This window comes from Rahnella sp. 1L-D-7-B-C2 (assembly GCF_057290995.1).
Map to the genome: position 1 here is coordinate 183,060 of NZ_JBXAVQ010000005.1, position 14,143 is coordinate 197,202.

Consider the following 14,143-nt stretch of genomic DNA (forward strand, 5'->3'; position numbering starts at 1 on the left):
ATGAGCGTGAAGAAAAAATTTGCGGTTCTTGTGGGTGTGGTCGCCCTTGGCGGCCTGGTTTTTGTCGGTTACAAAATTGGCCACAATTCGATTCAGTCTGGAGAATTTCAGGCACCGGCTGCGGCGACGATGACCGGTAAAACCGCTACCGAACGGGGTAAATATCTGGCGCTCGCCGGTGACTGCGTTGCCTGTCATACCGCGCCGGGCGGCGGTAAACCTTTTGCCGGTGGTTACGGCCTGAACACGCCATTTGGCACGATTTACGCCACCAACATCACACCGGATAAAGAAACCGGTATCGGTGGGTGGACCGATCAGCAGTTTATTAATGCGGTGCGAAATGGCAAGGGTATCAATGGCGAAAATCTCTATCCGGCAATGCCTTACAACGTTTACGCCAAAGTCAGCGATCAGGATCTGAAAGACATTAAAGCCTACCTGGACCAGGTGCCAGCGGTACATTACGATGGCCCGAAAACTGACCTGCCGTTCCCGTATAACATTCGCATGATGATGTTCGGCTGGAACCTGCTGTTCCTCGATACCGCACCGTTTAAAGCGGATCCGGCTCAGTCGGCGGAGTGGAACCGTGGCGCGTATCTGGTGGAAGGGCTGGGGCATTGTACGTCGTGTCACACGGCGAAAAATCCGCTGGGCGGCGATAACTTTGGTGTGCATTTGCAGGGCGGTGAATTGCAGGGCTGGTTTGCCCCTGAAATTACCGGCAATACCCGTCAGGGCATTGGCGACTGGGGAACAGACGAGGTGGTTCAGTACCTGAAAACCGGGGCTAACGCCCGCACCGTGGCTTCCGGGCCGATGGCCGAAGCGGTGACCAACTCGCTTCAGCATCTGTCGGATTCCGAGCTGCAAGCCATTGCGGTTTACCTGAAAAGTTTACCCGGCAGCAAAGATGCGTCGACGCCACTGGCGGCCAGCCCGGCGATGACCAGTGGCAAGGCCCTCTACGCGGATAACTGCGCGGCCTGTCACAAGAATTCCGGTGAAGGCGTACGCAACATGGTGCCGGCGCTGAAGGGTAACAACGGGGTGCAAGCCAGCGCACCGACCAACATCCTGCACGTACTGATGAACGGCGGGCAGGGAGCAGCAACGGCCAGCAATCCAACCAGCGCCGACATGCCCGAATTTGGCTGGAAACTGACCGACAGGCAGATGGCGGATGTGAGTACCTACATCCGTAACGCGTGGGGCAATCAGGCCCCGGCCGTCAGTGAAGAAGAAGTTACACAGGCGCGTAAAACTCAGGGCGGTGCAATGGCGCTGCAGAACCCGCAGCATCACTAAACTGCTTTCACCGTTAAACTGAAGCTGTAACCGAGCCCCGTAAGAGGCTCTTTTATTTGATATTTATTGGTTTGGTCAATGCAAATTTCGCAGGTATAGATACATAAATATTCGTGTATTAAACGAGTAATAAATTGATTTGAGGTGGATATTCATACAGTGCAATCTGCCTGCAGATTAAGGATGTCTGAACAGGGAAATTTACGTGAAGGATAGCAACGCATGTACCAACTCAGAACAATGGATATCTCGCCCGTCAATCCGATGCTCTATTTGCCTGGCGCGCCAGTCTGTCCGGAAGAACCTAAGGGAAGAATGCAAAGGAGGAAGTTAATGCAAAACCAGATCAATAATATCGAAAAACAAGGGATCAAAAACGGCGAGGAAATCGCCAGCCTGAATCTCAGAATGGGGAAGGTCGAACAGCAGGTTAGCAAGCTGACTGACGTTGTCACTGACACCAATCTGCGCGTGGGTAAGCTTGAACAACAGGTATGTCATATCAAGGAAGTGGTGACGGAGATGAATGTTCGTGTGGAGGCGCGCTTTGAAAAAATCGATCAGCGTTTCGACAAGATTGATCAACGTTTCGAGAAGATAGATCAGCGTTTCGACAAGATAGACCAACGTTTCGAGAAGATAGATCAACGTTTCGCCAGAATGGATGAAAGGTTCAGTGCTCTTGACGTAGCCGTGACAAAAATCCCCGCGATATTTGCTGAAAACGCGATGAAGCAGAGTCAGAGTTTAATTCGGGTGATCCAGTGGATTGTCAGTCTTATGGTGGTGTTGGTGGGCGTCACGTTTACCGCAGCCCGTTACATCCATTAAATTTCATAAACAGGCCCGAAAACGGCCAGTCTCTTTGCGCGGGGGATTGGCTGTATCAGCAGAGTCTTCAATAACGGCTATAATATAGACAGGTCGCCACCTTCTCTGTGCCCCTGTGAGACAAGATATCCGGGCATTACCGAAGGCTTATCTTCGCACGCCGCTGGCGGCTTTCGGCGTACAAGGGGGTGTTTCATGGTAAATCATGTCTGGGGGCTGATGTCCCATCCCGGTCCCGAACTGCAACAAATCCAGCGTGAACGGGAAACTGTATCACACGTGTATTCTCACCATGTGCTGCTGATGGCACTGATCCCGGTGATCTGTTCCTTTATCGGTACAACACAGCTTGGCTGGAATTTCGGTGACGGACAGAAACTGCTGGTTTCCATGTTCACCGCATCTTATATCGCCGTTATTTTTTATGTTCTGATGCTCGGCGCTGTCGCCCTGATGGGGCGGATCATCTACTGGATGGCGCGTCGCTATGACAGCCGTCCGACGCTCAACAGCTGTATTGTGTTCGCCGGCTACGTTGCCACACCGATGTTCCTCAGCGGTATTGTCGCGTTGTATCCGATGGTCTGGTTATGCCTGTTCGTCGGGATTATTGGCCTGTGCTACAGCGGTTATCTGCTGTATCTCGGTATTCCTAACTTCCTCAATATTGACCGCCGCGAAGGCTTCCTGTTCTCCAGCTCAACGCTGGCGATGGGGGTTCTGGTTCTCGAATTATTGCTCGCGCTGACGGTATTGATGTGGGGTTATGGCACGAAGTTATTTTAACGTTTAACAGATGAAGTCGCTTTGCTCCCAACCCTGCGAAGCGCAGGGTTGGGGTGGGCTATTCATGGCATCTTAATCGCCATAACCCATCCCAGCCTTGCGTTGATGAGTAGGGAGAAAAGTCATGCAATTCCGACCAGCGAATTACTCCCGCCAGTTTCTGAGTTTGCTGGTTTTGCCAATCCCCGGATTGAAGCTGTTGGTCGGATCGGCCTGCCGGTAAAATTCCTTCAGATGAGGTTTCGCCAGATAAAGATGCCCGACGTTATGCTCGGCGGGATATTCTGCGCCCTTGGCATCGAGCAATTCTAACATCCGATGTTTAAGGGCTTTGCTGTCAGCGCCTTTTTTGACGATGTAATCCTGATGGAAAACGTGGCACATGAAATGCCCGTAATAGAGTTTTGCAACCAGCTGGTTGTCGATCTCCTCCGGCAAGGTTTCAAACCAGTCGCGGTCGTTGCGGCGCAGTGCGATATCCAGCGCCAGAATATCTTCCACCTCTTTTTCATGCACCGCGTGATAACGCACGGCAGCACCGGCTGCGGCAAAGCGATGCAGGAACGCTTTCTTGCCTTCGTCGGCGGAACAGATAAAGAAATCCCCCTGACCATCGCTGAAGAAACGGGTCAGGAAGTTGCGTGCCTCATCGATGCCTGGACCAGACATTTTCAGCAGCAGATGATGTTCAAAGCGGTCGCGGTATTGCTTCATACGTGGCGGGAGATGATTAGGCAGGGCTTTACTCAGGCACTGCATCACGCGGTCGCTGAAGTTTTTCGGCAGGAAAGGGACTTTGCTGATATGCGCGTCAAATTTGCCTTTAGCGGTAAACATATCCGGCATTTTATCGGTGCCGAGTTTGTCGATCATCATGAACGTGTCTTTGCCGTAGACTTCGGTGATATCAAAAATATCGCGATGCATATATTCGCCCGCCACCGGCAGATTGGTGAAATCACGCAGGATCTGACGGCGCAGTTCGGTCAGAACATCGGTGTTGTTGGTGCCGATATAAAACACTTGCTGCTGGGTTTCGGCCGGGAAAGTGTCCAGACGCACCGCAAATACTGCCAGCTTTCCGGCGCAGCCTGAGGCCTCAAACAACCTGCGCTCATCGGCGTTAAAGCGCGATGGCGTATCGGCATCCACTTCGCGCACGCGTTCTGCATAATCGTGATCCGATGCCAGCCGCTGATCGTGCTGGATGTCGGCCTCGTGATAATCGGCCCGCTCCAGACGGCTCAGGATCTCCTCCGGCGTTTTACCAAGATTAATGCCCAGATGATTAATCAGCCGTAGTTCGCCGTGCTCATCTATCTGTGCATAAAGCGCCATTTCGGTATAGGCCGGGCCGCGCTTAACCAGCGAACCGCCTGAATTATTGCAGATCCCGCCGACGACAGACGCACCGATGCACGAAGATCCGATGACCGAGTGCGGTTCGCGGTTATACGGCTTGAGCATTTTTTCCAGTTTGTAGAGCGTGCTGCCGGGGAAACCTACTACCTGATGGCCGCCATCGAGCAGTTGGATCTGATCCAGCTTCAGGGTGCTGAAAATCACAATATCGCGATCGTAATCCTCGCCGCTGGGTGTTGAGCCCTCGGTGAGACCGGTATTGGCGGCCTGCATAATGACAATTTTGTCGGCGGCGATGCAGGCTTTCAGCAGTTGCCACTGCTGCAGCAACGTTTGAGGGAAAACGACCGCCAGCGCTTTGCCGCCACCGGAGCGAAAACCCTTCCGGTAGCGCTCGGTATTACTGTCTCCGGTGAGGACATGGCGGCTGCCGGCAATCTCTTTCAATGCGGCGATGAGTGTCTGATTATCCATTTCATCTTCCTTTTTTGACGTGATGCGCATTTGGCACCCTCCAATCATAGACTTAATCTCGTCTCTTTTTGTCACGCGCTGTCCATTAAATCGTCATTGATGTGTCATAAAACTCGCGCTTAATGAACGCCAGATAATGAAAGCAACCGAGAGACAGCATCATGGCGCAGGCACAACTTAAGCTGGCACAGGCTGAATATCCTCAGGCCGGGCCGCAGCATCTGAACAAAGTACTCGACGTCAAAGGCCTGGTGAAATCCTATAAATCCGGTCAGCGCGTCCTGAATGACATTAATTTTGATCTCCATGCCGGTGAGTTTGTCGCGGTTATTGGCCGTTCCGGCGCTGGGAAATCCACGCTGTTGCACGTCCTCAACGGTACCATTCCGTTAACCGAAGGCAGCGTGGTGTGTCATTACGAAAACGGTGAACAACAGCAACTGGCGGGGCTGACCGGTAAGGCGCTGCGCCGCTGGCGCTCAGGGTGCGGCATGATTTTTCAGGATTTCTGTCTGGTACCGCGTCTTGATGTGCTGACCAATGTTCTGCTCGGACGTCTCAGCCATACTTCCACATTCAAATCCTTTTTTAATCAGTTTGATGACGAAGACCGCGCCCGCGCGATTTCACTGCTCGAATGGTTGCACATGTTGCCGCATGCGTTACAGCGCGCCGAAAACCTTTCCGGCGGTCAGATGCAGCGCGTGGCGATTTGCCGTGCGCTGATGCAAAACCCCAAAATTTTGCTGGCCGATGAGCCCGTCGCCTCGCTCGATCCGAAAAATACCCTGCGCATCATGAATGCGCTGAAAAAAGTCAGCGAAGAAAATATTGCGGTAATGGTTAATTTACATTCAGTCGAACTGGTGAAAGATTATTGCACCCGCGTCATTGGCATTGCCAAAGGGCAGATTATTTTCGATGGTCACCCGGATCAGTTAACTGACGGGATTCTGCATCAGTTATACGGTGAAGAGCACGAAGCGGTGAACAGCTAAAATATAACGTTATTAATTTTGCAGTCCTTATTTCTACTTTCTCTCAATCTACACAAGGTCACCATTACATGAAGAAGTTATTACGTCTGGCAGTCTTTGTAGCAGGTTCTTTTACCGCAATGCACAGCATGGCAGAAGATGCGCCGAAAGAATTAAATATGGGTATTTTGGGCGGGCAAAATGCCACTCAGCAAATCGGTGATAATCAGTGCGTCAAAGATTTCTTCGATAAAGAATTAAATGTCGATACCAAACTGCGTAATTCCTCTGATTACTCTGGTGTCATTCAGGGGTTATTAGGTAAGAAAGTGGATATGGTATTAAGCATGTCACCTTCGTCTTTCGCCTCAGTCTATATTAATAACCCGAAAGCCGTAGACCTGGTTGGTATTGTTATCGACGATACGGATAAATCCCGCGGTTATCATTCCGTTGTTGTTGTTAAAGCCGACAGCCCTTACCAGAAACTGTCTGACCTGAAAGGTAAATCATTCGGCTTCGCTGATCCGGATTCCACTTCCGGTTACCTGATCCCGAACCAGACTTTCAAGAAAGAATTTGGCGGTACCACTGACAATAAATATAACAACTTCTTCTCCAGCGTGACCTTTTCCGGCGGTCATGAGCAGGATATCCTTGGCGTGCTGAACGGCCAGTTCGAAGGCGCCGTGACCTGGGCTTCAATGATAGGCGATCGTGAAACCGGTTATACCTCCGGCGCTTTCAACCGCATGATCCGCATGGACCATCCGGATTTGATGAAGAAAATCCGTATTATTTGGGAATCTCCGCTGATCCCTAACGGCCCGATTTTAGTGCGCAGCGATCTGCCGCCAGCCTTTAAAGCCAAACTGGTTTCTGCCATTAAGAAACTGGATAAAGAAGACCACGCCTGCTTCGTAAAAGCAGTCGGTGGTAAACAGCATATCGGCGAAACGTCACTGGCGGAATATCAGCAGATTATTGATATGAAACGCGAACTGACGAAAGGCGGTCGTTAAGCTTTAGCTTCTCTTCTGTGAATGGGGAGGCCGGGGTGGGGTATTAATGGCAATTCAGTACGCGAATGCTTTTATCATTAATGTTGTGGTAATACCCGCTCCTGACCTCCTCCTTCGCAGGGAGAGGAATAATGACTATCTGAAAATCGGAAATATTATTTTGAATAAAGACTTCAACCGTTATTATCAACAGATACGCGGTAAGCAAAAGCGGGAAGCGCTGATCTGGTCCGGGATAATGCTGATCTTATATCTGTGGTCTGGCAATGTTTCCGAACTGAATCTTAAAACCATTATTGTCTCCGCTCCGAGTTTCTTAGATTATATTCGCGAAACGGTGCCGGTATTGCACTGGTCTTTATTATTCGCCGACGGACATACGGAAGGTTCATTTGCCTATTGGGGTTACAGGCTGAATATTCAGTTGCCGTTGATTTGGGAAACTATTCAGCTGGCGCTTTCCTCGACGATTTTATCCACCGCGCTGGCTGTGCTGCTGGCTTTTCTCGCCGCCAATAATACCGATTCGCCTAAATGGCTGAAATTCAGTATCCGCACGTTTGTCGCGTTCTTGCGCACCATGCCGGAGCTGGCCTGGGCGGTCATGTGCGTGATGGCGTTTGGCGTCGGTGCTATTCCGGGCTTTATCGCGCTGACGTTACACACCGTCGGCAGTCTCACCAAGCTGTTCTACGAATCCATTGAAACAGCCTCGGATAAACCGGTGCGCGGACTGCGTGCTTGTGGCGCAGGGCGGCTACAGCGGATGCGCTTCGCCATGTGGCCTCAGGTTAAACCGATTTTTCTGTCTTACAGCTTTATGCGACTGGAAATTAATTTCCGCCAGTCGACGATCCTCGGTCTGGTCGGTGCCGGTGGCATCGGGCAGGAGCTGATGACTTCAATTAAACTCGATCGTTACGATCAGGTCAGCATGACCTTGCTGCTGATTATTCTGGTGGTGTCGGCGATGGATTATCTTTCAGGCAAACTGCGCAAACGCGTGGTGGAGGGCACTTTCTGATGCTAACCGACGCGCTCGAACCTCACATCGTGAACAGCCTGAAACAGCAGCATGCGCACCTGTTTGCCGCACAGCGCCGCTATCTGCGTTATCTGACGATACTGGCCATTGGCATCGCGCTGTATTACGTCTATTTCTTCAGTTATTTCGGCATTCCCTGGCACGATATGGTGCGCGGCACCCGCGAAGTCGGGCGCTATTTTTTGCGCATGTTCGTATGGCACAACGTGTCCGAATGGCCGTTTAAGTACTACTTTTCGCAAATTGCCATTACGCTGGCCATCGTATTTGCCGGAACCATCACCGCGTCTTTCCTGGCGCTGCCGCTGTCATTTCTGGCTGCGCGCAACGTGATGTCAACGCCGCTGCTGAAACCCGTTTCGCTGATTATCCGTCGACTTCTGGACGTTCTGCGCGGGCTGGATATGGCGATCTGGGGGCTGATTTTTGTTCGCGCCGTCGGCATGGGGCCACTGGCGGGCGTGCTGGCGATTGTGATGCAGGATTTAGGACTGCTCGGCAAACTGTTTGCCGAAGGACACGAAGCCGTTGAGCGCTCGCCGAGCCGCGGCCTGCGGGCGCTGGGTGCTTCACCGCTGCAAACCCATCGTTTCGGCATCTTCACGCAGTCCTTCCCGACGTTTCTCGCGCTTTCGCTGTATCAGATTGAGTCCAATACCCGCTCAGCGGCTGTGCTTGGTTTTGTCGGCGCGGGGGGGATCGGTCTGGTCTATGCCGAAAATATGCGACTGTGGAACTGGGATGTGGTGATGTTTATCACCTTGATTCTGGTCGTGATTGTGATGACCATGGATAAGATCTCCGCGATGCTGCGGGCAAAATACATTCATGGCGAAGAAATTGATTTGTTCGAGCCTGAAGAACGCAAATTGAAGACGCCGGTGGAGCTTTACCGGCCTGAGTAAAACATACAACGTAAAAAGGCGGCGTCCATCGGATGCCGCCTTTTTTGTTATCAACAGGTCTGATGATTAATCGTCAAAAAACCAGTAACCCTGATTCACCAGTTCGGTGAGCACGGCGATAAATTCCGGGTCCTGCAACGCATTTCCCAGCTCTTTTTTGCCGATAAGGGTGTAACGGCACAGCGCATCTGCAGCGGCGACATTCTCAGTCTCCAGCGCTTCGCTGTTGACGAAGAAACGACCGCCAACGTTCAGCACGCGCAGGCCGCTCAGACGCGTCAGGCTGTCGCCCTGCATCAGCGCATCGACGATTTCATGGGCTTCAAACGGTGGTTCGGCAGGGGCGATATCCAGCTCATGACGCGGCGTAGTGGCGAAACGCCCAAACCATTGTTTGAACTCTTCCGGCTGATTGATGAGCTCGTGCATCATGTTGCGTACGCGCTCAAGCTCATACTCTTCCACTTTGCCAACGTGATCGCGAAGCGTCAGATCCGGGTCGCTGTAGTGGTCGCCGCCCAGATCGTTTTCCAATGCATAGTCTGCAAAGCTGCTGATGAAGTCGCGGGTATTGGGGCCACGGAAACCGACGGAATAGTTCATCGCTGTTTCATGAGTAAAACCGTCGTGCGGGAAGCCCGGCGGAATATACAGGATATCGCCCGGCTCAAGATCTTCGTCGATGATGGGGGTAAACGGCTCAACGTGCAGCAGTGCCGGATGCGGGCAAAATTGTTTGAGTGGCAATTTATCGCCCACGCGCCAGCGACGGCTGCCCATTCCCTGAATGATAAACACATCGTACTGATCGATATGCGGGCCAACACCGCCGCCCGGCACGGAATAGGAGATCATGAGGTCATCAAGACGCCAGTCCGGCAGTACACGGAACGGGCGAACCAGTTCGGCAGAAGGTGCATGCCAGTGGTTAACGGCCTGAGCCAGCAGCGACCAGCCGGTTTCACCGAGATTATCGAAATGCTCAAAAGGTCCGTTACTCGCCTGCCACAAACCGTTCGCGTGGCTGACCAGACGGCTGTCCACCTCAGGCTCCATCGCCAGGCCTGCTAACTCATCCGGAGTTATCGGATCAATAAAATTTGTGAACGCTTTTTTAATGATAACAGGTTGTTTCTGCCAGTATTTTTCTAAAAACGCAGGCCAGTCGAGATTGAGTTCATATGCCATGTGATTCACCAGTGGGAAGACAAACGGCCTCGATTATAGAGAGGGACGCAGGCATGCCGCTTTGTTGTGAATCAAGGGATCACGAATGACAGGGAAGGGAGGAGAAATTCCCTCTCCGGGCGGAGAGGGAAGGCATCAGGAAAGATTAAAACGTTAAGACTTCGCGGCCAGCACCACCAGTTTTTGGTTTACAAACTCTTTGATCCCCAAATCTGACAGTTCACGGCCGAAACCGGAACGTTTCACACCACCGAACGGCAGCTCGGCGGCGGTGTCTGTCGGTGAATTGACGTACACCATGCCGGTTTCAATCTGGCTTGCCAGCTTACGGGCGCGGTTCATGTCTTTGGTAAATACTGAACCGCCGAGGCCGTAATGCGAGTCATTGGCCAGTTTGACCAGTTCCTCATCATTTTTCACCACATAAACCTGCGCGACAGGGCCGAAGAACTCTTCGAAATAGGCCGGATTATCGCGGGTGATGTGCGTCAGGATCGTCGGTTCAAAGAAGTTACCCGGATTGTCTGAGACTTTTTTGCCGCCGAAGTGCAATCTGGCGCCGTGTTTCACGGCATCGTCAACCTGCTTGCTCAGCGTTTTCACCGCATCGGCAGAAGATAACGGCCCCAGCGTGGTGGATTTATCGAGCGGATCGCCCATCTTCAACGCCCTGAAGTGTTCGGTGAATTTTTTCAGGAATTCATCGGCCACTTTTTCATGAATGATGAAACGTTTGGCAGCAGTACACACCTGACCTGCGTTGGAGACTCGCGCCTGCGCTCCGGCTTTCGCTGCTTTATCGATATCTGCATCGTCGAGTACGGCAAACACGTCGTTCCCGCCGAGTTCCAGCGTGGATTTTTTCAGCTTACCCGCGGCGCGGGCGGCAACGATCGCACCGGCTTTTTCCGAACCGGTCAGCGCAACACCCTGGACGCGATCATCATCAATGATGGAGGCCACCTGATCCTGCGAAATAAACAGGTTGGTATACGCGCCTTTTGGCGCACCGGCTTCGGCGACCAGTTTCTCGAAGGTCTCCGCACAGTGCGGCACGATGCTGGCGTGTTTTACAATCACGCTGTTACCGGACGCCAGATTTGGTGCCAGGACACGCATCAGCTGGTAGAACGGGAAGTTCCACGGCTCAACGGCCATGATCACGCCAATCGGATGGTGTTCAACCCAGGCTTCACCAAGGTCTGACTTATACGGCACTGGTTTGAGGAATTCTTCCGCTTTTTCGGCGTAGAATTTCGCAATATCGGCACAAATCTGCACTTCGCCACGGCTTTGCTCGATGAGTTTACCCATCTCGACACTGACCACTTTGGCCAGTTCATCGACGCGCGATGACATGATTTCTGAAAGCTTATGCAGCACTTTTACACGCTGCTGAATATCGCCTTGCGCCCAGTCTGATTTATACAGGGCATGTGCGGTCGCCAGCGCTTCCTCAACCTGCTTATCATTGTGAGTCTGGTATTCTTTGATGAGTTTGTTGTTGAACGGATTTATTGTTTGATATGGCATGTGTTGCTCCTTGTTTTGTGGCGCGCCGCGTTCAAAATTCAGCCGCGCGTTGGAATTGAGGTGCGTACGCCTTACTGCGTTTTGTTTCCGCTGTCTCATTCGAACAATAAGCATAGTCGATAAAATGTGAAGTCTGTCGCACAGACACCTTCCGCAACACAGTCTTTTGCTGCAATTTTATCATTTGCTTACAGGCCACAGCGCGCGCGGGCTGTGGCCTGTCTCTGAGATTAATCGTCTTTACGTAACTTTTCGTCCGCAGACAGTTTTCTTTCCAATGGTTTTGTTTCAGCAAGCGATTGATAAATTTAGCGGTCACTTTTATGCTGGCTTTCCTTCTTTTCCGACACTGAGAAACTCATGAAGCTTGATGCGATTCCGTTTTGCACCACGGACTGGAGTGAGGTCACGCCGACTCAACATCCGGGTGATGTGGGAATGGCGCTGTGGCGCACCCAAAAGTTCGGCGATATCCGCGTGCGCATTGTGGAGTATTCCGCCGGTTACGAAGCGGATCACTGGTGCAGCAAAGGCCACGTGCTGTTTTGTATGGAAGGGGAATTGCGCACGCGTCTGGAGGACGGGCGTACCTTTACGCTTTCGCCGGGCATGAGTTATCAGGTAGCGGACAACGCCGAAGCGCATCGTTCATCGACGCCGGTGGGCGCGAAATTATTTGTCGTCGACTAGATCTCTTGTTAACAGAAACATTTCGCCGTCAGCTGTGAGGCTGGCGGCAAGGAGCAGCAGGTGAGTAAATTACGGGTAGGCATCATTTTTGGCGGTAAATCAGCAGAGCATGAAGTGTCGTTGCAGTCGGCGAAAAATATCGTCGATGCCATTGATAAACAAAAGTTTGATGTCACGCTGTTAGGGATCGATAAGAAGGGCGAATGGCACATCAATGATGCCAGCAACTATCTGATCAATGCTGAGAATCCGTCGCTGATTGCCCTCAACCGCTCAAATAATCAGGTCGCACTGATCCCGGGCCAGACCGAAAATCAGCTGATCGAAACCCACAGCGCCAGCGCGTTGTCCCAGGTGGATGTCATTTTCCCGATTGTTCACGGCACGCTCGGTGAAGATGGTTCATTGCAAGGCTTGCTGCGTATGGCGAACATCGCCTTTGTCGGCTCCGGCGTGCTCGGCTCGGCGGTCAGCATGGATAAAGATGTCACCAAGCGTTTACTGCGCGACGCGGGTTTATCTGTTGCGCCATTCGTCTGCCTGACGCGCAATAACCGTCAGAAAAACACCTTTACAGAAGTCTCACAAAAACTTGGCACGCCGCTGTTTATCAAACCTGCCAATCAGGGATCTTCGGTTGGCGTGAGCAAAGTAAGCGACGAAGCGGCTTACCAGCGTGCGCTGGATGACGCGTTCAGTTTTGATCACAAAGTTCTGGTGGAATCGGCGATCAAAGGCCGTGAAATTGAGTGCGCGGTACTGGGCAATGACAATCCGCAGGCCAGCGTGTGTGGTGAAGTGATCCTGCACGATGAGTTTTATTCTTACGACACCAAGTACATCAACGAATCCGGCGCGTCGATTGCGGTGCCTGCGGATTTGCCACAGGAAACGCATGACCGTATCCGTGCTATTGCCTTGCAGGCATTCCAGGTTCTGGAATGTCGCGGTATGGCGCGCGTCGATGTTTTCCTGACCGGGCAGGGTGAAGTGGTAATCAACGAGATCAACACCTTACCGGGCTTCACTAATATCAGCATGTACCCGAAACTGTGGGCTGCCAGCGGCCTGAGTTACAGCTCGCTCATCACCCGCCTGATTGAACTGGCGCTGCAGCAGTATCAGCAGGATAACCAGCTGAAAAGCTCGGCGAACTGATTGGGTTCAGATGAATGAAAGGCAGGGAGAGATCCCTGCCTTTTGCTTTTACAGGCTCATTATTCAATGACCCGTTGCAGTGAGGACGAGCGAAAGCTGACGAAGAAAAGTTGAAGAGGAATATGACAGACACGAAAAAGGCGGCAAATGCCGCCTCTTCTGCTTACTGCTTTAAACGACCAACCGGACTTATTTGTACAATTCAGCAGTACCGTACAAATGGTTGTCACCGGAAGCACCGATAATGCGGTAAGAACTTGCACCGGCTTCGCTGGCTTTAGCATTCAGTTTGTTTTGCAGGCTGGTCAGGCTGTTACCGGAGGTCGCGCTGACGACACCGATAGCTTGCTGGCCTGCTGGTGCAGATTGAACTTCAGTGGCTGCCAGAGTCGAAAATGAAGCGGTGGCCAGTGCGAGAGCGGCGAGAGTCATAGTGATATTTTTCATGATAGTTTCCTCATTTCGTGTTTTGAAGCTTCGCCAGGCGTTGTCATCAACGTTCATTTAATGTGCAAAGCTGTCTTCTGTCCGATCAACATTTAATTTATTAATTGATAAGTTAAATGCTGTATACCCTTGTTACGAACATCCTGCGTGCTTATTTATATAGCTCAGCCGTACCGTACAGATGGTTGTCACCTGAAGCACCGATGATGCGATATGAGCTTGCACCGGCTTCACTGGCTTTCGCGTTCAGTTTGTTCTGCAGGCTGGTCAGGCTGTTACCGGAAGTCGCGCTGACCACACCGATGGCTTGCTGACCGGCTGGTGCAGACTGAACTTCGGTCGCGGCCAGTGTCGAGAATGATGCGGTAGCTAGGGCGATTGCAGCTAATGTCATAGTGATATTTTTCATAATGT

The 14,143-nt window shown here is 51.9% G+C and carries 14 protein-coding genes; 9 read left to right on the plus strand and 5 right to left on the minus strand.

Annotated elements, in window-relative coordinates; translation table 11 throughout:
• From AC0Z7K_RS10990 to AC0Z7K_RS11000, 3 genes are all read left to right on the plus strand, one after another.
• Positions 1-1,311 carry a c-type cytochrome gene (locus AC0Z7K_RS10990; protein WP_485614411.1) on the plus strand — a complete coding sequence of 437 codons (1,311 nt, stop codon included), beginning with the start codon at positions 1-3 and terminating at the stop codon, positions 1,309-1,311.
• A 222-nt stretch (positions 1,312-1,533) separates the two neighbouring features.
• Entirely contained in the window at positions 1,534-2,142 is a 609-nt protein-coding gene (locus tag AC0Z7K_RS10995) for a hypothetical protein (RefSeq protein WP_485614412.1), read from the plus strand.
• Positions 2,143-2,337: 195 nt separating this feature from the next.
• Positions 2,338-2,928: a Yip1 family protein gene (locus AC0Z7K_RS11000; RefSeq protein WP_485614413.1), complete on the plus strand. Its 591-nt coding sequence runs from the start codon at positions 2,338-2,340 to the stop codon at positions 2,926-2,928.
• Positions 2,929-3,072: 144 nt separating this feature from the next.
• Here AC0Z7K_RS11000 and dld read toward each other — a convergent pair whose 3' ends face one another.
• The gene (dld, locus tag AC0Z7K_RS11005; RefSeq protein ID WP_485614414.1) at positions 3,073-4,764 is read right to left on the minus strand and encodes a D-lactate dehydrogenase; all 1,692 of its coding nucleotides are present in this window, start codon (positions 4,762-4,764) and stop codon (positions 3,073-3,075) included.
• A gap of 161 nt (positions 4,765-4,925) precedes the next feature.
• Here dld and phnC point away from each other — a divergent pair, with 161 nt between their 5' ends.
• The 4 genes from phnC to phnE (AC0Z7K_RS11025) all read left to right on the plus strand — a co-directional run bounded on the left by phnC (position 4,926) and on the right by phnE (AC0Z7K_RS11025) (position 8,713).
• Positions 4,926-5,762, plus strand: a complete 837-nt coding sequence (gene phnC / locus AC0Z7K_RS11010) for a phosphonate ABC transporter ATP-binding protein (RefSeq protein WP_413529351.1) — start codon at positions 4,926-4,928, stop codon at positions 5,760-5,762.
• Positions 5,763-5,830: 68 nt separating this feature from the next.
• Positions 5,831-6,763, plus strand: a complete 933-nt coding sequence (phnD, locus tag AC0Z7K_RS11015) for a phosphonate ABC transporter substrate-binding protein (protein ID WP_413529352.1) — start codon at positions 5,831-5,833, stop codon at positions 6,761-6,763.
• A gap of 160 nt (positions 6,764-6,923) precedes the next feature.
• The gene (phnE, locus tag AC0Z7K_RS11020) at positions 6,924-7,787 is read left to right on the plus strand and encodes a phosphonate ABC transporter, permease protein PhnE (protein ID WP_112167018.1); all 864 of its coding nucleotides are present in this window, start codon (positions 6,924-6,926) and stop codon (positions 7,785-7,787) included.
• On the plus strand, positions 7,787-8,713 hold the full coding sequence (gene phnE / locus AC0Z7K_RS11025) for a phosphonate ABC transporter, permease protein PhnE (RefSeq protein ID WP_413529353.1): 927 nt from the start codon (positions 7,787-7,789) through the stop codon (positions 8,711-8,713). The genes phnE (AC0Z7K_RS11020) and phnE (AC0Z7K_RS11025) overlap by 1 nt, the downstream gene beginning before the upstream one ends.
• A 66-nt stretch (positions 8,714-8,779) precedes the next feature.
• Here the strand turns inward: phnE (AC0Z7K_RS11025) and AC0Z7K_RS11030 are convergent, their stop codons facing one another.
• Together AC0Z7K_RS11030 and AC0Z7K_RS11035 are read right to left on the minus strand one after the other, a co-directional pair.
• Positions 8,780-9,901, minus strand: a complete 1,122-nt coding sequence (locus AC0Z7K_RS11030) for a ribosomal protein uL16 3-hydroxylase (protein WP_485614417.1) — start codon at positions 9,899-9,901, stop codon at positions 8,780-8,782.
• 153 nt (positions 9,902-10,054) lie between these two features.
• The gene (locus AC0Z7K_RS11035) at positions 10,055-11,434 is read right to left on the minus strand and encodes an NAD-dependent succinate-semialdehyde dehydrogenase (RefSeq protein WP_413529355.1); all 1,380 of its coding nucleotides are present in this window, start codon (positions 11,432-11,434) and stop codon (positions 10,055-10,057) included.
• Between the two features lie 360 nt (positions 11,435-11,794).
• On the opposite strand from AC0Z7K_RS11035, the gene AC0Z7K_RS11040 reads away from it, so the two are divergent.
• Together AC0Z7K_RS11040 and ddlA are read left to right on the plus strand one after the other, a co-directional pair.
• Entirely contained in the window at positions 11,795-12,124 is a 330-nt protein-coding gene (locus AC0Z7K_RS11040; RefSeq protein WP_485614418.1) for a DHCW motif cupin fold protein, read from the plus strand.
• Positions 12,125-12,184: 60 nt separating this feature from the next.
• A complete protein-coding gene (gene ddlA, locus AC0Z7K_RS11045) occupies positions 12,185-13,282 on the plus strand; it encodes a D-alanine--D-alanine ligase (RefSeq protein WP_485614420.1) in 1,098 nt (365 codons plus the stop codon).
• Positions 13,283-13,471: 189 nt separating this feature from the next.
• Here the strand turns inward: ddlA and bhsA (AC0Z7K_RS11050) are convergent, their stop codons facing one another.
• Positions 13,472-13,729, minus strand: coding sequence for a multiple stress resistance protein BhsA (gene bhsA, locus AC0Z7K_RS11050; RefSeq protein WP_413529359.1), 258 nt, complete (start codon positions 13,727-13,729; stop codon positions 13,472-13,474).
• Between the two features lie 151 nt (positions 13,730-13,880).
• Positions 13,881-14,138, minus strand: a complete 258-nt coding sequence (bhsA, locus tag AC0Z7K_RS11055; protein ID WP_413529360.1) for a multiple stress resistance protein BhsA — start codon at positions 14,136-14,138, stop codon at positions 13,881-13,883.
• Between the last annotated feature and the right edge of the window lie 5 nt (positions 14,139-14,143).

Bases quoted from the DNA above. Each gene is read 5' to 3' on its own strand.
- AC0Z7K_RS10990 (WP_485614411.1), top strand. From the start codon at position 1: ATGAGCGTGAAGAAAAAATTTGCGGTTCTTGTGGGTGTGGTCGCCCTT.
- AC0Z7K_RS10995 (WP_485614412.1), top strand. From the start codon at position 1,534: ATGTACCAACTCAGAACAATGGATATCTCGCCCGTCAATCCGATGCTC.
- AC0Z7K_RS11000 (WP_485614413.1), top strand. From the start codon at position 2,338: ATGGTAAATCATGTCTGGGGGCTGATGTCCCATCCCGGTCCCGAACTG.
- dld (WP_485614414.1), bottom strand. From the start codon at position 4,764: ATGGATAATCAGACACTCATCGCCGCATTGAAAGAGATTGCCGGCAGC.
- phnC (WP_413529351.1), top strand. From the start codon at position 4,926: ATGGCGCAGGCACAACTTAAGCTGGCACAGGCTGAATATCCTCAGGCC.
- phnD (WP_413529352.1), top strand. From the start codon at position 5,831: ATGAAGAAGTTATTACGTCTGGCAGTCTTTGTAGCAGGTTCTTTTACC.
- phnE (WP_413529353.1), top strand. From the start codon at position 7,787: ATGCTAACCGACGCGCTCGAACCTCACATCGTGAACAGCCTGAAACAG.
- AC0Z7K_RS11030 (WP_485614417.1), bottom strand. From the start codon at position 9,901: ATGGCATATGAACTCAATCTCGACTGGCCTGCGTTTTTAGAAAAATAC.
- AC0Z7K_RS11035 (WP_413529355.1), bottom strand. From the start codon at position 11,434: ATGCCATATCAAACAATAAATCCGTTCAACAACAAACTCATCAAAGAA.
- AC0Z7K_RS11040 (WP_485614418.1), top strand. From the start codon at position 11,795: ATGAAGCTTGATGCGATTCCGTTTTGCACCACGGACTGGAGTGAGGTC.
- bhsA (WP_413529359.1), bottom strand. From the start codon at position 13,729: ATGAAAAATATCACTATGACTCTCGCCGCTCTCGCACTGGCCACCGCT.
- bhsA (WP_413529360.1), bottom strand. From the start codon at position 14,138: ATGAAAAATATCACTATGACATTAGCTGCAATCGCCCTAGCTACCGCA.